Origin of the sequence: Caulobacter sp. CCG-8 (assembly GCF_037402475.1) — a bacterium.
Lineage (GTDB): Bacteria > Pseudomonadota > Alphaproteobacteria > Caulobacterales > Caulobacteraceae > Caulobacter.
Map to the genome: position 1 here is coordinate 19,733 of NZ_JBBEUD010000011.1, position 16,633 is coordinate 36,365.

Genomic DNA, 16,633 nt, shown 5'->3' on the forward strand with positions numbered 1-16,633 from the left:
CCGTTCAGGACACGGCGGTTCGCATCCGAAAAATCTCACAACCCGGAATCCCGAGAACCGTCCTCCGACGGCGCTCACCGCAGGGCTTCCCACAACCTAGAGACCAAAGATCAGCATGGCTGACGATATGAGCTTCAACCCCACGCGCGACGATTTCGAAGCGCTCCTCAACGACTCCATGGGCGGCCGCGACTTCGCTGAAGGCACCGTCGTCAAGGGCAAGGTCGTTGGGATCGAGAAGGACTTCGCGATCATCGACGTCGGTCTGAAGACCGAAGGCCGCGTCCAGCTGAAGGAATTCGGCGTCGACGAGACCGGCAAGGCCACCGTGAAGGTCGGCGACACCGTCGAAGTCTTCCTGGAACGCCTCGAAAACGCCCTGGGCGAAGCGGTCATCAGCCGCGAAAAGGCCAAGCGCGAAGAAGCCTGGACCCGTCTGGAAGGCGTCTACGCCAAGAACGAACCCGTGCTCGGCGCCATCGTCGGCCGCGTCAAGGGCGGCTTCACCGTCGACCTGGGCGGCGCCTCGGCCTTCCTGCCCGGCTCGCAAGTCGACATCCGCCCGGTGCGCGACGTCGGCCCGCTCATGGGCAAGGAACAGCCCTTCGCCATCCTCAAGATGGACCGTCCGCGCGGCAACATCGTCGTCTCGCGTCGCGCCATCCTGGAAGAAGCCCGCGCCGAGCAGCGCACCGAACTGGTGTCGCAGCTGCAAGAGGGTGAAATCCGCGAAGGCGTCGTAAAGAACATCACCGACTACGGTGCGTTCGTAGACCTGGGCGGCATCGACGGCCTGCTGCACGTCACCGACATGAGCTGGAAGCGCGTCAATCACCCGAGCCAAGTGCTCGCCGTGGGCGACACCGTGAAGGTCCAGATCGTCAAGATCAACCCGGACACCCAGCGCATCAGCCTCGGCATGAAGCAGCTGCAGTCGGATCCGTGGGATGGCGTTGAAGCCAAGTACCCGGTCGGCGCCAAGTTCACGGGCCGCATCACCAACATCACCGACTACGGCGCCTTCGTGGAGCTGGAAGCCGGCGTTGAAGGCCTGGTGCACGTCTCGGAAATGTCCTGGACCAAGAAGAACGTCCACCCCGGCAAGATCGTCTCGACCTCGCAGGAAGTCGACGTGGTCGTGCTGGACGTCGATCCGTCCAAGCGCCGCGTTTCGCTGGGCCTGAAGCAGGCCCTGGCCAACCCGTGGGATTCCTTCCTGGAAACCCACCCGGTCGGCTCGACAGTCGAAGGCGAAGTCAAGAACGCGACCGAATTCGGTCTGTTCATCGGCCTCGACAACGACATCGACGGCATGGTGCACCTGTCGGACATCGACTGGAGCGCGTCGGGCGAAGAAGCCATGGCCCGCTACAAGAAGGGCGACATCGTCAAGGCCAAGGTCCTGGACGTCGACGTCGAGAAGGAACGCATCTCGCTGGGCATCAAGCAGCTGGGCGGCGATCCGATGTCGGGCGACACCTACCGCAAGGGCCAGACCGTGACCGTCACCGTGACCGAAGTCACGACCGGCGGCATCGAAGTGCGCTTCGGCGAGGACGACGCCCAGATGACCGCGTTCATCCGCAAGTCGGACCTGTCGCGCGACCGTCAGGAACAGCGCCCCGAGCGCTTCGCCGTGGGTGACCGCGTCGACGCTCAGATCACCAACATCGACAAGGCGGCTCGCCGCGTCTCGATGTCGATCAAGTCGCTGGAAATGGCCGAAGAGAAGGAAGCCATCGAGCAGTTCGGCTCGTCGGACTCCGGCGCTTCGCTGGGCGACATCCTGGGCGCGGCCCTGCGCGAGCGGGCCACCAAGGACTAAGCTTCGCTTACCTGCGAAGACTAGAGCTTAGAGACGGCGGCCGGAGCGATCCGGCCGCCGTTTTCTTTTGCCCGCAAGCTTGCTACGACGGCTTAAGGTTGTGGTGCGCGCGTACGCGCCGCGTGGCTTTGGGGGCGTCGTCGTGCTGAAATCCTTGGCGGCCGCGGCCGCGATCCTCGCCTGGGGTCTGTTCGGCGCGGGCTCGGCCCTGGCGGACGACAAGCCGATCTACGCCCCGCCGGCCAAGTGGGTGCAGCCGGCCCCGATCCCCGCCGCGCCGGACGAGACCCCGCCGCCGGCCATCCAGACCCTGCTGGACGACAACCATGCCTTCGCCGACGCCCAGGGGATCACCTACTACAACCGCCGGGTCGTGCGGATCACCAAGCCCGAGGGCCTGGCCTCGTCGGGCTCGCGGTCCATGACCTGGGATCCCGACCGCGAAACCCTGACCCTTCACGGCCTGTCCATCGTGCGGAACGGGCAGACGATTGACCTGCTCAAGGGCGGCAAGGACGTGCTGGTCCTGCGGCGCGAGAAGAACATGGAGCGGGCCATGCTGGACGGGCGGATGACCGCCAGCATCCAGCTCAACGACCTGCAGGTCGGCGACGTCGTCGACTGGTCCTACAGCCTCAAGCACAGCGAGCCGCTGTTCGGCGGCGCCAGCAACGATTCCGAACGCATGGCCTGGTCCGGCGTGGCCTCGCGCTATCGCGTGCGGCTGATCTGGCCCGACGGCGTGCCGATGGCCTGGAAGCTGCTGCCCGGCTTCCCCGAGCCCAAGGTCCTGGCCAGCGGCAAGACCCGCGAGCTGCTGGTCGACGTCGCCAACGCCACCGCGCCCAAGCCGCCGGTCGGCGCGCCGACGCGGTTCCTGCGCGTGGGCCAGCTGGAGGCCTCGACCTTCCGAAGCTGGGACGAGATCTCGGCCCGCATGGCGCCGCTGTTCGCCGAGGCCTCGACCCTGTCGGCCGACTCGCCCCTCAAGGCCGAGGCGGCCGCGATCGCCGCCGCCAGCCAGGACCCCAAGGTCAGGGCCTTCGCCGCCCTGCAGCTGGTCGAGGACAAGACCCGCTACCTGTTCCTGGGCATGGGCGACGGCGGCTATCGCCCCACCCCGGCCGACCTGACCTGGTCGCGGCGGTTCGGTGACTGCAAGGCCAAGACTGCCCTGCTCTTGGCCCTGCTGCGCGAGCTGGGCGTCCAGGCCGAGCCGGTGCTGGTGTCGACGGGCGGCGGCGACGGCCTGGACCAGCGCACGCCCAGCGCCGCCCAGTTCAACCACGTCCTGGTGCGGGCCCGCATCGACGGCGCGGTCTACTGGCTGGACGGCACCCGCACGGGAGACCGCGGCGGCCTTTCGACCCTGCGCCCGCCCGGCTATCGTTGGGGCTTGCCCATCCAGGCGAGCGGGACCGGCCTGGTCGAGATCGAGCAGCCGCCGCTGACCGCGCCGGACAGCGACCTGACCTTGCGCATCGACGCCTCGGCCGGCCTCGACGCGCCGGCCCCCACCAAGATGACCATGATCGTCCGCGGCGACGCCGCGCGGTCGATGGCGCGGGTGACCGAGGCCGCCAGTCGCCCCGACGTCGAGCGCGCCCTCAAGCAGGGCCTGTCCTCGGGCCTCAGCTGGATCGAGTTCAAGACCGTCGACTGGGCTCGCGCCGACGACGGGACCATGACCCTGACCCTCACGGGCGACGCGACCTTGGACTGGCGCCTCAACGACGACCTGGGCGTGCGCGAGTTCCATATCCCGGGCACGGGCGACGGCCAGGCCAAGGCCCTGCCGCGCCGCGAGCCGGGGCCGAACAGCGAGGCGCCCTACGCCGTGGCCTATCCGACCTTCTCGCGGACGGTGACCGAGATCGTCGTGCCGCGCGCCGGTGCGGGGTTCAGCGTCAAGGGCCCCAACAGCGACGAGACGATCGGCGGCGCCCGCAGCCTCCAGACCAGCGTGCTGTCCGGCGGTGTCGCCCGGTTCGAGCGGACGACCTCCAGCCAGGTCCGGGAAATCCCGTTCGCCGCGGCCGAAGAGACCAACCGGCAGCTGCGCAAGGCGGCGTCGGAAGCCAAGATCGTCCGGGCGCCGAAGGGGCTTTGAGGTCGTCGTGGCCTGTCGCCTGCCCGACTCAAAAGCCCGCGTTAGGCAAGCTTTCCCCTTGAAGACTCAGGCTTGCTTGGGCAAAGGTCGCACGCGCGTCGGGCCCTCTCCCCCTAGGGCTGCTTTGGCGCGTCGGGGATATCGATGATCAAGTCCGAACTCATCGCCAGGCTCGCGAACGAGAATCCGCACCTGACCCAGAAGGATGTCGAGCGCGTCGTCGGCGTCATTCTCGAACGCATGATCGGTGCGCTGGAAGAAGGGGGCCGCGTGGAGCTCCGGGGCTTCGGCGCCCTTTCGGTGCGCTCGCGCCCGGCCCGCGCCGGCCGCAACCCCCGCACCGGCGAGACCGTCGACGTGCGCGCCAAGCATGTGCCGTTCTTCAAGAGCGGCAAGGAACTGCGCGGCCGCCTGAACGCCGACGAATAGACCCCCACGAGCCGATCCCCGGGCGCTTGACCCCCGGAGGCGAACGCGTTCAGCTCTTCCGACCCCCAGTCGGAAGAGGTTCGGCATGAGCATCGTCAAGGAATTCCGCGAATTCATCGCGCGCGGCAACGTCATCGATCTGGCCGTCGGCGTGATCATCGGCGCGGCCTTCAACTCGATCGTCAAGAGCCTGGTCGACGGCGTGATCATGCCCCCCATCGGCCTGGCGACCGGCGGGCTGGACTTTTCGAAGCTGCAGTGGGTGCTCAGGCCCGAGAACCCGGCGACCGAAACGGTCGAGCTGGTGGCGATCCAGTACGGCGCCTTCATCAACACCGTGATCCAGTTCCTGATCGTGGCGCTGGTGGTGTTCCTGCTGGTCAAGCTGGTCAACCAGATCCGCCGCGCCGAGGCCGGCGACCCCGCGCCCGAAGCGCCGCCGGCGCCGACGCCGGAGGAGAAGCTGCTGACCGAGATCCGGGATTTGCTGGCGAAGAAGGGCTAGACTCTTTGATCCGCTCATCCCGGCGAATGCCGGGACCCAGATGGAATGGCTTTGAGGCTGACGCCATAAGCGCTGAGTTCTTCCAACTCGCCACATCGCTATGGGATCTGGGTCCCGGCATTCGCCGGGATGAGCGGAGGTTCGAGTTTTAGACCCCCAACGCCGCCAGCACCTCCCGCGCCGCCCGTTCCCCGGTCTCCCACGCCCCGTGGGCCGTCGAGAACGCATGGGGCGAGCAGGCCTCGCCGGCGAAGAACAGCCGGCCGTCCACCGGCGCGGCCAGGACGGCGCGCTCGCCGGCCCGGCCGGGCAGGGCGTGGGAGTAGGAGCCGCCGGCCCAGGGATCGGACGCCCAGGCGGTCTTGGCGAGCACCGACACCCGGCTCCGCAGGCCCGAGCCGTAGACGCCGACCAGTTCCTCGATCGCGAAGGCGGCCGACGCGCCCGGACCCTCGGCCTCGAGGGCGCGGGCGTGGGCCCCGCCGAAGAACGCCTCGATGATCGGCCGCCCCAGCGGGCGCAGGTGATAGGCGCCCGTCGCCGTACGGTCGGGCGCGCCATAGACCATGGACTCGGCCGCGAAGGCCTCGGGCTCGTCCAGCTTCAGGAACACCTTGTCGGCCACGCCCAGCGGCAGGCCCTCGGCGGCGGCCAGCTTGGCGGGAAGCTCGGGCAGGATGCGCAGGCCTCCGGCCGCCAGGACGGCCGTGGGGACGCAGATGACGGCCGCCCGGGCCTGGACCACGCCCTTGGGCGTCTCCAGCCTCAGGCGCGGCCCGTCGTGGCGCAGCAGCGAGACGGGGCAGCCGCCGACGAAGCGCACGCCCTGGGGCGCCAGGCCGGTGATGCCCGTCCCATAACCCTCGGCCACCCGCCAGTTGACCTCGCTGTCGTCGTAGGCGGCGTAGTCCTTGACCGAGACCAGGTCGAAGGCCTCGCCGTTGTAGTAGCTGCTGAAGGCGTTCAGCAGCGGGTTCCAGCGCCCGCCGGGCTCCAGCAGGTCCGAGGCCGGCCGGTCCTCCGGCTCGCAGGCCGCGGCCTCCACCCGTTCGTCGAACGCCGCGAAGGCCGCGCCGTAGGCCTGGCGCTCCTCGGCGGTCAGGGTGGGCGTGGCCTGGGGGCTGGCCCACGGCGGCGGGGTCTTGTCGATGGTCAGGCCCGAGCCGGCGATCGGCGCGACCAGGGGGTTGTGGTCGGCCGAATGCAGCCACTCGCAGCCCAGGTCCAGGCGCAGGCCGGCCAGGGTCTCGGTATGGGCCCGGCCGCCGATCCGGTCCCGGGCCTCCAGCACCACCACGTTCAGCGGCGCGGACGCCAGGGTCCGGGCGGCGGACAGGCCGGCGGCGCCGGCGCCGATGATGGCGACGTCGATGTCTGTCATGGGACCTCGGTCATGTCGTCGCGGGCTCCGCCGCAGGAGCCTGTTCCGGCTCCAGCTCGATGGACTCGCCGGGCTTGAGCCCGCAGGCCAGCAGGCTGGACCATACCGTCTCGGCGCTCTCGGCGAAGCGGAAGAGCTCCAGGTCGGCGGCGTTGATCATGCCGTGCTCGACCAGGGCGTCGAGATTGACCACCGAGCGCCAATAGGCCTCGTCGAACAGCACGATGGGGATGCGCGGCGCCTTGTCGGTCTGGCGCAGGGTCAGGATCTCGAACAGCTCGTCGAAGGTGCCGAAGCCGCCGGGGAACACCACCAGGGCGTTGGCCCGCATCGCCAGGTGCATCTTGCGCATGGCGAAGTAGTGGAAGCGGAACGACAGGTCCGGCGTGGCGTAGGGATTGGGCCGCTGCTCGTGCGGCAGGGTGATGTTGAAGCCCACCGAGGGGGCGCCGGCGTCGAAGGCCCCGCGGTTGGCCGCCTCCATCACGCCGGGGCCGCCGCCCGTGGCGATGACGTTGTCGCGCACCCCGTCGCTGGCGTGGATGGCCCCGCCGCGCTCGGAGGCGATGCGGCCGAAGCGCCGGGCCTCGGCGTACCAGCGGGCCTGGGTTCCGGGCCCGTCCTCGCGCACCCGGGCGCTGCCGAACACCACGATGGTAGAGCGCACGCCCCAGGCCTTGAGCGCCTCGTCGGCCTTGGCGAACTCCAGCAGGAACCGCACGCCCCGCATGGATTCGCCCAGCAGGAAGTCCTGGTCCAGCGCCGCCAGCCGGTACGACGGCGAGGCCATCTGGTCGGTTGGTTCGGGGATGCTGGTGTGGTCGCTCATCTGGTGCTCCGAACGCGTTGCCCCCCGAAGCCTCCATAGCCCGAGCCGCCCGGTGGGGACATGCCCTTGGCGTGTCCCCACCGGGCTTAGGGGCTACTTTGCCTTCTTCGGCGTCGGAGCCTTCTTCAGCGTCGGGCTGTCCAGGTCCAGCTGGTCGATCGGGATCTGCACGGCGCCGGGCAGGGCCGTCCTGACGTCGGCGCCCATGGTCTTGGCGTCGCCGACCACGATCACGCTGGCCTGGGCCGGGTCGAGCACGGCCTTGGAGAAGGCCTGGACGTCGGCGGCGCTGACCGCCTCGACCTTGCCCGTATAGGCCTGGATCTCGTTCAGCGGCACGCCGTAGATCGCCAGGTTGCCCAGGATGTCGGCCAGACCGCCCGAGGTGCCCAGGTCGCGGCCGAAGTCGCCGACCAGCACCGACTTGCGGGCCGCCAGCTCGGCGCTCGAGGCCGGTTCGGCGGCCAGGCGGGTCAGCTCGCCCTTGACCAGCCCCACCACCTGGGCGGCGGACTCGTTCTTGGTCTGGACGCTGGCCGAGAAGCCGCCGATGGCCGCGCGCGGCGACAGGCTGGAGCCGGCGCCGTACGACAGGCCGCGCTTGATGCGGATCTCCTGGTTCAGGCGCGACGAGTAGCCGCCGCCCAGCACGCCGTTGGCCACCAGGCCGGCGTAGTAGCGCGGGTCGGCGCGCAGGATGGCCGGCTTGGTCACCGTGACCGCGGCCTGGCCGGTGCCGGGCAGGTCGATGATGACGTTCTTGGCGGTGTAGCCGGTCGGACCCTTGACCGGGGCCGGCGGCGGACCGGCGGGCTTGGCCCAGCCGCCGAACGCGTCTTGCGCCAAGGCGAAGCCCTGTTCGGGCGTGAGGTCGCCGGTCAGCACCAGGATGGCGTTGTCCGGGCGCCAGTTGGCGGCGTGGGTCTTGACCAGGGCGTCGCGCTGGATCTTCGGCAGCGAGTCGGGCGTGCCGCCCGCCACATGGCCGAAGCCCGAGCCGGCGTAGATCACGGTGGGCACGACGAAGCCGGCCACGGCCCCGGGCCGCTGGTAGCTGACCGACAGGCCGTCCAGGGCCTCGGTCTTCACGCGCTCCAGCTCGTCGGCCTTGAAGGTCGGGTTCTGGGCGACGTCGGCCATGATCGCCAGGCCCTGCGGGGCCTTGTCGGCGATGACGCTGAGGGTCAGGGACGAGGCCTCCCAGCCCGAGCCGGCCTCCAGATTGGCGCCCAGGGCCTCGGTGGCGGCGGCCACCTGGGTGGCGGTGCGGGTCTTGGTGCCCTCGGTCAGCAGCTCGGCGGTCATGGCCGAGACGCCCGCCAGGCCGGCCGGGTCCGAGCCCGAGCCGCCGCGCACGGTCAGGTCGGCGGTGATCAGCGGCAGGTCGCTGGACTTGGCGACGATCACCCGCAGGCCGTTGGCCAGGGTCTTCTCGACCGGCGCGGGCAGGACCGGCGACACCGGCGCGCCGGGGGCGGGCGGAGCCACGCGCTGCCCTTCCGGCGCCAGGGCGGTGACCGGCCCGCTGTAGGTCACCGAGGCCACCTTCGGCGGGGCGGGGAACGGGTCGGGCGCGCCGGCCGGCTTGGCCGATTCCGGCAGGTAGCGGACCGTCACCTTGCGGTCGTCGGCCAGGTACTTGGCGGCCACGCGCTGGACGTCGGCGGCGGTCACCGCCTGCAGGGCGGCCAGGTCGGTGTTGGCCCGCTCGGCGTCGCCCTCGGTGCGCAGGGCATATCCAAGCGCGAAGGCGCGGCCGTCGATGGTCTCGCGGCCGCGCACGGCGTCGGCCAGCAGTCCGGCCTTGGCCTCGGCCAGCTCGGCCTCGGTGGGCGGGGTCGTGCGCAGCTTGGCGACCTGGGCGCTCAGCGACGCCTCGCCCTGCTCGACCGTCTTGCCGCCGGCCATGACGGCGCCGACGTAGAACAGGCCCGGCTGGGCGTTGCTGGGCGCGGACGAGAAGATCTGCTGGGCGATCTTCTGGTCGTAGACCAGGCTGTCATAGAGCCGCGACGACTTGCCGGCCGACAGGACGGCGTCCAGCACCGCCAGGGCGGGGACGTCCGGATCGGCGGCGGCCGGGGCCAGCCAGGTCATGGCCACGGCCGGCAGCGGCACGTTGGGACCGTAGGTGGTGACGACCTTGGAGGCGGTGCGGGCCGGCTCGACCACGGTCACCTGTTTGATCGGCGCGGCGGGGACCTTCAGCGGCGCGAAATACTGGTCGATCCAGGCGTTCAGCTGCGCCTCGTCGAAATTGCCGACCACGATCAGGGCGGCGTTGTCGGGGCGGTAGTATTCCTGGTGGAAGGCGCGCACGTCGTCGACCGTGGCCGCGTCCAGCTCCTCGATCGAGCCGATGCCCGGGCGATGGTAGGGGTGCTTGTCGAACGAGGCCTTGGTGATGTTCAGGGCGAAGAAGCGGCCGTAGGGATTGGCCAGCACCCGCTGGCGCAGCTCCTCCTTGACCACGTCGCGCTCGGACTTGAACACCGCCTCGTCGATGACCAGCGAACCCAGGCGCTCGCTCTCGGCCCACAGCAGCCGCTGCAGGTGGTTGGCCGGCACGACCTCGTAATAGTTGGTGAAGTCGTCGTAGGTGGAGGCGTTGTTGAACCCGCCCACGTCCTCGGTCAGCCGGTCGAAGAACTCGTTGGGCATGTTGCGCGTCGACTTGAACATCAGGTGTTCGAAGAGGTGCGCGAAGCCGGACCGGCCCTCGGGGTCGTCCTTGCTGCCCACCCCGTACCAGACCTGCACCGTCACGTTCGGCGTGGTCGCGTCGCGCGAGGTGTAGACCTTCAGGCCGTTGGCCAGGGTCCGCTGCTTGTAGACGATCGGCGGCACGGCCACGCCGGTGGCCATGGGGGCGCTCGCGGGGGCCTGGGCGTGGGCCAGCGGGGAAAGGGCGGTGGTCGAGAGGGCCAGCGCGACGAGGGCGGCCTTGGCGGCGGGACGGATCATGAGGGACGGCGCTCCGGAAACGGCAAGGCGCGACCCTAGCATCCGGCTGCGGGGTGCCAAGATTACCGTCTTGTCATGAAGCGCGAGCATCGCCCGGCGGACTCAACCGCGCGTCCAGGCGCCCGGCATAGCCGAAGATCACGCCCAGCCACGGGTGGGCGACCAGGACCCGGAAGCGGTAGACGCCGTCGCGCGCGAAGGTCCGGGCCCGGACGCGCGGCGCCCAGGCGCGGGGCAGGGGAAGGGGCCCCGCCCGCCAGCCGTCGAAGATCCACGAGAAGCCGCCCGGATAGGGCGCGGCGGTGAACCGGAAGGTCAGGGGCGCGACGGTCTCCTCGAAGGTCCAGGGATCGCCCCGGGTCGGCCGGATCACCGAGCCGAAGGTGCGGTCGCCGAACCGGCGGGTCCAGCGCTCGCCGCCGTCCGTCGGCGCGATCGTCACCCTCGTCGCGTGCAGGCCGGCCGGCGGCATGCCCTGCAGCCGGCGGACGAGGGCGGGCAGGCCGGGCGCGCCGCGGCCTCGGGCCTGTCCGGTCAGGGTGACGGGCGCGACGCCGGCATGGGCGTGGCGGACGCCCTCGGGCAGGACCGGCCAGGCCTCGCCCAGCAGGCGGGGGAAGAGGCCCGGCGCGTCCGGGCGCTGGCGCTCCAGCCCGGTGCGGATCGGCAGGTCGCGCAGCGGGCGCAGGACGGCGTCGAGGTCGACCAGGCCGACGCAGGGCGCGGCGCGGGGCTGACCCAGGCGGCCGTCGAGCAGGGCCCGCAGGACCGCCGCCGCGGGGGCGGCCGGGGTGTGCGGCCCCGCGCCGGCCTCGGCCCACAGGCCCCAGCGCGCCAGGCGATGGACGCCGTCCGCGTCCAGTCCCTCGGCCTCGACCACCATGCCGCCGCGGTCCGAGCCCAGCGGCGCGACCAGGCCCGCCGCCCCGCTGAGCAGGACCGCCAGGGGCTCGAGCGTCGAGACCAGGCGCATCCGCCGAAGCCCGCTCAGCGCCCACAGGCCCAGGTGCAGGACGGGCAGCTCCAGCCCGGCCCGGAAGACCGCGTCGCGGCGGACGTGGAAGCGGGAGGGCAGCAGGTCGAGGTCGGGCGTTTCGGCCAGGCTGGACCAGCGTCGGCCCAGGCCCGGGAAGGCGGTGCGGCGCGGGCCGCTCCAGCCGGGGCGGGTGGTCCAGCGCCCCTGGGCGAACACCCGCACCGGCGCCCCGGCCCAGGCCAGGATGGCGCGGACCACCGAGAGTCCTCGGGGAGCTCGCGCGCCCGGTGAGATCGCGGCTTCCACCCGGTCGATCCGGGTCCAGCCGGCGGTCAGGACGTCCAGCGCGGCGTGGCTGAGGGCCGGGGTCGAGCTGGCGCCGGTGATCGCCCAGCGTCCGGCGGCGCGCGCCGCGTCGTCCAGCGCCGCCGGGAAGCCGGCCACGAAGTCGCGGGCGTCGGCCAGGTCGACATAGTGGGCGCGGGCCGCCAGCACGGCGCGAGGGAAGGCGTGGTCCTGGCCCTGGAACGGTCCGGCGGCGTCGATCACCGCCCACGGGGCCAGGGCCGGCAGGCCCCTGGGGTCCAGGCGATCCAGGCGGGCGAGCTCGATCCTCGCGGCGGGCCTGGTTGCGGCCAGGTCGGCGGCCACGGCTTCCAGCCGGGACAGGTCGCGGGCCGCCAGCACCAGGACGATGTCCGGCCAGCGGGCGATCATCGCCGCCAGGCGTCGGCCGAAGACGCCGCTGGCGCCGACCAGGACGATGCGTCTGGACCCGGCGGTCATGACGTCGTCTTCATCGAAGAGGGGGCTCCAGCACGAAGCGGGCCTTCTGCTCGGGCGTGGGCAGCATGCAGGTCGAGCGCTTGCCCATCAGCCGGTAGCGGTTGGCGGCCAGCCAGTCGTAGGCGCCGTCCAGCCAGGACCTCGGCAGGACGCCGACGACCGCCAGCCACGACCAGGGCCAGCCCAGTCGGCGCAGCAGGGCCAGCACCGCCGCGCTCTTCTCCAGCGCCAGGCCGCGATCGAGGAACAGGAAGCTGGTCGGCTGGTCCGGGTCGATGCCGTGCTCCAGGGCCAGCCGCCGCCCGTAGGCCGACTGGATCGGGGTGAAGCGGATCAGGCCCTTGCGGTCGATGGCCAGCACCGCCCGGACCGAGCCCGAGCACAGGTTGCAGACGCCGTCGAACAGCCACAGCGCGTCAGGGATGGGCGCGTCGGGCGCTCCCACGTCTTCTGGACTCATCGCGCCGCCGCCACGCTCTCGCGGCGCAGGGCCCGCAGGGCGGCGGGCACGTCGCGGCGCATGGCCATGGTCGTCACGCCGTTGGGCAGGCCGAAGGGCGCGGTGGCCCGGTTCTCATAGGTCACGCGGGTGGCCTTGCCGCCCTCGCGCGGCTCCAGAAGCCACTGGCCCTCGCAGTCCTTGATGTCGCCCGCCTCGCAGCGGAACGTGATCCGCCGATAGGGCTCCAGGGTCAGGCGCGAGGTCGAGTGCAGGGCCGGCAGCAGGAAGCTCCACTTGACCACGTGCTCGCGCAGTTCCACCCGGTCGCCGGCGTCGCGCGACAGCACCCGGCAGCTCTTGACGCTGGGGGTCATGCGGGCGGCCCGGTCGCAGTCGAGGATGGCGGCCCAGACCGTCTCCGGCGGGGCGGCGATGTCGATCATCGCCCGCACCTGACCGCCCCGGCCGCTGGGGTCGGTGTGGGCCTCCAGCGCGACCTCGCCGCTCTCGATCTTGTGCAGCCAGTCGGGGTTGGGCTCCTGGGCCCTGTTGTCCCGCGCCATGGCGGCCGCGGGGGCCGCCAGGACGAGGAACGCGACGACGGAGGCTCGGCCAAGCATGGGCCGAGCCTAGCCGAGTTTCCCGCCCTAGCGCATCAGGCCTTGGCCCTATTTTTCACCAGGTCGTCGACCACCGACGGGTCGGCCAGGGTCGAGGTGTCGCCCAGGCTGCCCAGCTCGTTCTCGGCGATCTTGCGCAGGATGCGGCGCATGATCTTGCCCGAGCGGGTCTTGGGCAGGCCCGGCGCCCACTGCAGGACGTCCGGGGCGGCGAACGGCCCGATCTCCTGGCGCACCCAGAGGATCAGGTCCTTGCGCAACTGGTCGGTGGCCTCGACGCCCGCCTTCAGGGTGACGTAGGCGTAGACGCCCTGGCCCTTGATGTCGTGCGGATAGCCGACCACGGCCGCCTCGGCGACGGTGTCGTGGGCGACCAGGGCGCTCTCGATCTCGGCCGTGCCCAGGCGGTGGCCCGAGACGTTGATCACATCGTCGACCCGGCCGGTGATCCAGTAGTAGCCGTCGGCGTCGCGGCGGCAGCCGTCGCCGGTGAAGTACTTGCCCGGATAGGCCGAGAAGTAGGTGTCGAAGAAGCGGCCATGGTCGCCGTAGACCGTGCGCATCTGGCCCGGCCAGCTGTCGGTGATGACCAGGTTGCCCTCGGTCGCCCCCTCCAGGACCTTGCCCTCGGCGTCGACCAGCTGGAGCTTGACGCCCGGCAGGGGCTTGGTGGCCGAGCCGGGCTTCAGGGCCGTGGCGCCGGGCAGGGGCGACACGAGGATGCCGCCGGTCTCGGTCTGCCACCAGGTGTCGACGATCGGCAGGCGGTCCTTGCCGACCACGCGGTGGTACCAGAGCCAGGCTTCCGGATTGATCGGCTCGCCGACGCTGCCCAGCAGGCGCAGGGACGAAAGGTCGTTCCTGGTCACCCAGTCGTCGCCCTCGCGCATCAGGGCGCGCAGGGCCGTGGGGGCGGTGTAGAAGATCTCGACCTTGTGCTTGTCGACCACCTCCCAGAAGCGGGCGGGGGTCGGATAGTTGGGCACGCCCTCGAAGATCAGGCTGGTCCCGCCGTTGGCCAGCGGGCCGTAGACGACGTAGCTGTGGCCGGTGACCCAGCCGACGTCGGCGGTGCACCAGAAGACCTCTCCGGGGCGGTAGTCGAACACGACCTCGTGGGTCCAGCTGGCCCAGGCCAGGTAGCCGCCGGTGGTGTGCAGCACGCCCTTGGGCTTCCCTGTCGAGCCGGAGGTGTAGAGGATGAACAGCGGGTCCTCGGCGTTCATCGGCTCGGGCTCGCAAGCGGCCGAGACGGTGTCCTTGACGTCGTCCCAGACGATGTCGCGGCCGTGGACCAGCGGCACGTCCGCGCCCGTCCAGCGCACCATCAGCACCTTGCCCACCCAGGGGCAGTGCTCCAGGGCCTTGTCGATATTGGCCTTCAGCGGCACGCGCTTGCCGCCGCGACGGCCCTCGTCGGCGGTGATCACGAACCGCGAGGCGCAGTCCTGGATGCGGCCGGCGATCGAGTCCGGCGAGAAGCCGCCGAACACCACCGAGTGGATCGCCCCGATCCGCGCGCAGGCCAGCATGGCCACGGCCGCCAGCGGGATCATCGGCAGGTAGATGGTGACCCGGTCGCCCTTCTGGACGCCCTCGGCCTTCAGCACGTTGGCCATCCGGCAGACCTGCTCGTGCAGCTCGCCGTAGGTGACCTTGAACGAAACGCCCGGCTCGTCGCCCTCGAACACCAGGGCCACGTCGTCCTTGCGGTGCGGCAGGTGGCGGTCGATGCAGTTGGCGCTGACGTTCAGCACGCCGTCGGCGTACCAGTGGATGCGGAAGTCGTCCTTGGCGTAGGAGACGTCCTTGATCTTCGTCGGGGCCTGGATCCAGTCCAGCCGCCCGGCCAGGTCGCGCCAATAGCCCTCGGGGTCGGCCTCGATCCGCGCCAGCGCGGCCTCATAGCCGGCGGCGTCGATATGGGCCTTGCCCGCCCAGTCGTCGGGAACCGGAAAAACCTGTCCGTCGCTCACGCCGTCTACTCCCTTAGGCTTGTTGCGGCGGAGTTATGCGCGGCGGTGTGGCGGAAGCAAGAAGACCAATAGTGTTTTTCAGCCTGTTCAGGTCCTCCCCCTGTGGGGGAGGTGTCGGCGAAGCCGACGGAGGGGGGAGTGATCCGGCCGCTCGGCACTATCCCCCCACCGATCGCTTCGCGATCGCCTCCCCCAGAGGGGGAGGGCCTGGGTGCATGCCTCACCCCGGCTGCTTGGTCGTCCGCAGATAGGGCTTGTGGGTGGTCCAACCCGCCGGGAACAGCGTCTTGGCGTCCTCGTCGCTGACGGCGGGCACGATGATCACGTCCTGGCCCTGCTTCCAGTCGGCGGGCGTGGCCACCTTGTGGGCGGCGGTCAGCTGCATGGAGTCGATGACCCGCAGGATCTCGTCGAAGTTGCGGCCCGTGGTCATCGGATAGACCAGGATCAGCTTGATGGTCTTGTCGGGCGCGATGATGAAGACGTTGCGCACCGTGGCGTTGTTGGCGGCGGTCCGGCCGTCCGAGCCGCCCGCTGTGTCGGCCGGCAGCATGCCGTAGAGCTTGGAGACCTTCAGGTCGGTGTCGCCGATCATCGGGAAGTTCGGGGCGGTCCCCTGCGTCTCGGCGATGTCGGCGGCCCACTTGGCGTGGTTCTCCACCGGGTCGACCGACAGGCCGATCACCTTGACGCCGCGTTTGTCGAATTCAGGCTTCAGGCGCGCCACGGTTCCCAGCTCGGTGGTGCAGACCGGGGTGAAGTCCTTGGGGTGGGAGAACAGCACCACCCACTTGCCGTCGGCCCAGTCGTGGAAGTGGATCGGGCCCTCGGTGGTGTCCTGGGTGAAGTCGGGCGCGATGTCGCCGAGCTTGAGCGTCATGGCTGTCTCTCCTGGCCGCAAGAATGGGGTCGGCTTCACCCGGGGATGGGCGTAAAGCCGTCCTCAGTTTGTAGGCGCGCGCCCTCCCCAGCGCCGCCCAGGATTTCTCGCGGAGTTTCCAGTCATGCTGCTCGCCCTTTCGACCTGGCCCGAGATCGAGGCTTACCTGGCGACCTCGAAGACGGTGGTGGTGCCGATCGGGTCCAACGAGCAGCACGGTCCCACGGGCCTCCTGGGCACCGACTGGCTGTGCCCGGAGATCATCTCGCACGAGGCTTCGAAGCTTTCGGACACGGTGCTGGTGGCCCCGACCTTCAATGTCGGCATGGCCCAGCATCACCTGGCCTTCCCGGGCACCATCTTCCTGCGGCCCTCGACCTTCATCGCCGCGATCGGCGACTGGGTGCGCTCGCTGGGCGCCCACGGCTTCGAGAAGATCTATTTCCTGAACGGGCACGGCGGCAACGTGGCCTCGATCGAGGCGGCGTTCTCGGAAATCTACGCCGAGTACAGCTTCCGCAAGGAACGCGCGCCCTTCGCCCTGAAGCTGAAGAACTGGTGGGACCTGAAGGGCGTGATGGGCCTGGCCAACCAGCAGTTCCCGACCGGCCACGGCAGCCATGCGACGCCGTCGGAGATCGCGGTGACCCAGTGGGGCTATCCCGACACCATCAAGACCGTCGACTATTCGCCGAGGATCGCGCCGACCGGCCCGATCCGCGAGGCCCTGGACTTCCGTGCCCGCTACGCAGACGGCCGCATGGGCTCGGACCCCGCCCAGGCCACGCCCGAGAAGGGCGGGGCGCTGGTGGCCCAGGCGGCCAAGTCGCTGATCGAGGATCTGGCGGAGTTCTCGGCGGAGGCGCGGGTCTAGGTCGCGGATGGGGACAGGCGCATGCGCCTGTCCCCA

General features: G+C 70.6%; 13 protein-coding genes. 5 read left to right on the top strand and 8 right to left on the bottom strand.

Going from position 1 to position 16,633, the window contains the following annotated elements; all coding sequences use genetic code 11:
* Positions 1 to 115: 115 nt before the first annotated feature.
* The 4 genes from rpsA to mscL all read left to right on the top strand — a co-directional run bounded on the left by rpsA (position 116) and on the right by mscL (position 4,869).
* Positions 116 to 1,825, top strand: coding sequence for a 30S ribosomal protein S1 (gene rpsA, locus WAE60_RS12285; protein ID WP_029910506.1), 1,710 nt, complete (start codon positions 116 to 118; stop codon positions 1,823 to 1,825).
* Between the two features lie 142 nt (positions 1,826 to 1,967).
* Complete coding sequence (locus WAE60_RS12290) at positions 1,968 to 3,935, top strand: DUF3857 domain-containing protein (RefSeq protein ID WP_337686741.1); 1,968 nt, start codon at positions 1,968 to 1,970, stop codon at positions 3,933 to 3,935.
* Between the two features lie 144 nt (positions 3,936 to 4,079).
* A complete protein-coding gene (locus WAE60_RS12295; protein WP_007676040.1) occupies positions 4,080 to 4,364 on the top strand; it encodes an integration host factor subunit beta in 285 nt (94 codons plus the stop codon).
* A gap of 85 nt (positions 4,365 to 4,449) precedes the next feature.
* Positions 4,450 to 4,869 carry a large-conductance mechanosensitive channel protein MscL gene (gene mscL, locus WAE60_RS12300; protein WP_029910513.1) on the top strand — a complete coding sequence of 140 codons (420 nt, stop codon included), beginning with the start codon at positions 4,450 to 4,452 and terminating at the stop codon, positions 4,867 to 4,869.
* Positions 4,870 to 5,017: 148 nt separating this feature from the next.
* Here the strand turns inward: mscL and WAE60_RS12305 are convergent, their stop codons facing one another.
* The 8 genes from WAE60_RS12305 to WAE60_RS12340 all read right to left on the bottom strand — a co-directional run bounded on the left by WAE60_RS12305 (position 5,018) and on the right by WAE60_RS12340 (position 15,723).
* Entirely contained in the window at positions 5,018 to 6,250 is a 1,233-nt protein-coding gene (locus WAE60_RS12305; protein WP_337686747.1) for an NAD(P)/FAD-dependent oxidoreductase, read from the bottom strand.
* Positions 6,251 to 6,260: 10 nt separating this feature from the next.
* Entirely contained in the window at positions 6,261 to 7,079 is an 819-nt protein-coding gene (locus tag WAE60_RS12310; protein WP_337686749.1) for a TIGR00730 family Rossman fold protein, read from the bottom strand.
* A 93-nt stretch (positions 7,080 to 7,172) separates the two neighbouring features.
* The gene (locus WAE60_RS12315; RefSeq protein WP_337686750.1) at positions 7,173 to 10,043 is read right to left on the bottom strand and encodes a pitrilysin family protein; all 2,871 of its coding nucleotides are present in this window, start codon (positions 10,041 to 10,043) and stop codon (positions 7,173 to 7,175) included.
* 73 nt (positions 10,044 to 10,116) lie between these two features.
* Positions 10,117 to 11,805 carry a DUF4166 domain-containing protein gene (locus WAE60_RS12320; RefSeq protein WP_337686751.1) on the bottom strand — a complete coding sequence of 563 codons (1,689 nt, stop codon included), beginning with the start codon at positions 11,803 to 11,805 and terminating at the stop codon, positions 10,117 to 10,119.
* 10 nt (positions 11,806 to 11,815) lie between these two features.
* Positions 11,816 to 12,265: a thiol-disulfide oxidoreductase DCC family protein gene (locus WAE60_RS12325; RefSeq protein ID WP_029910530.1), complete on the bottom strand. Its 450-nt coding sequence runs from the start codon at positions 12,263 to 12,265 to the stop codon at positions 11,816 to 11,818.
* A complete protein-coding gene (locus WAE60_RS12330) occupies positions 12,262 to 12,867 on the bottom strand; it encodes an SRPBCC family protein (RefSeq protein WP_337686754.1) in 606 nt (201 codons plus the stop codon). The genes WAE60_RS12325 and WAE60_RS12330 overlap by 4 nt, the downstream gene beginning before the upstream one ends.
* A 35-nt stretch (positions 12,868 to 12,902) precedes the next feature.
* Positions 12,903 to 14,843 carry an acetate--CoA ligase gene (gene acs, locus WAE60_RS12335; protein WP_337686755.1) on the bottom strand — a complete coding sequence of 647 codons (1,941 nt, stop codon included), beginning with the start codon at positions 14,841 to 14,843 and terminating at the stop codon, positions 12,903 to 12,905.
* Between the two features lie 220 nt (positions 14,844 to 15,063).
* Positions 15,064 to 15,723: a peroxiredoxin gene (locus tag WAE60_RS12340; protein ID WP_337686756.1), complete on the bottom strand. Its 660-nt coding sequence runs from the start codon at positions 15,721 to 15,723 to the stop codon at positions 15,064 to 15,066.
* 124 nt (positions 15,724 to 15,847) lie between these two features.
* Here WAE60_RS12340 and WAE60_RS12345 point away from each other — a divergent pair, with 124 nt between their 5' ends.
* Complete coding sequence (locus tag WAE60_RS12345; protein WP_337686757.1) at positions 15,848 to 16,597, top strand: creatininase family protein; 750 nt, start codon at positions 15,848 to 15,850, stop codon at positions 16,595 to 16,597.
* Positions 16,598 to 16,633: the final 36 nt, after the last annotated feature.

Coding starts and splice junctions, on each gene's coding strand:
- rpsA (WP_029910506.1), top strand. CDS start 116: ATGGCTGACGATATGAGCTTCAACCCCACGCGCGACGATTTCGAAGCG.
- WAE60_RS12295 (WP_007676040.1), top strand. CDS start 4,080: ATGATCAAGTCCGAACTCATCGCCAGGCTCGCGAACGAGAATCCGCAC.
- mscL (WP_029910513.1), top strand. CDS start 4,450: ATGAGCATCGTCAAGGAATTCCGCGAATTCATCGCGCGCGGCAACGTC.
- WAE60_RS12305 (WP_337686747.1), bottom strand. CDS start 6,250: ATGACAGACATCGACGTCGCCATCATCGGCGCCGGCGCCGCCGGCCTG.
- WAE60_RS12310 (WP_337686749.1), bottom strand. CDS start 7,079: ATGAGCGACCACACCAGCATCCCCGAACCAACCGACCAGATGGCCTCG.
- WAE60_RS12315 (WP_337686750.1), bottom strand. CDS start 10,043: ATGATCCGTCCCGCCGCCAAGGCCGCCCTCGTCGCGCTGGCCCTCTCG.
- WAE60_RS12320 (WP_337686751.1), bottom strand. CDS start 11,805: ATGACCGCCGGGTCCAGACGCATCGTCCTGGTCGGCGCCAGCGGCGTC.
- WAE60_RS12325 (WP_029910530.1), bottom strand. CDS start 12,265: ATGAGTCCAGAAGACGTGGGAGCGCCCGACGCGCCCATCCCTGACGCG.
- WAE60_RS12330 (WP_337686754.1), bottom strand. CDS start 12,867: ATGCTTGGCCGAGCCTCCGTCGTCGCGTTCCTCGTCCTGGCGGCCCCC.
- WAE60_RS12340 (WP_337686756.1), bottom strand. CDS start 15,723: ATGACGCTCAAGCTCGGCGACATCGCGCCCGACTTCACCCAGGACACC.
- WAE60_RS12345 (WP_337686757.1), top strand. CDS start 15,848: ATGCTGCTCGCCCTTTCGACCTGGCCCGAGATCGAGGCTTACCTGGCG.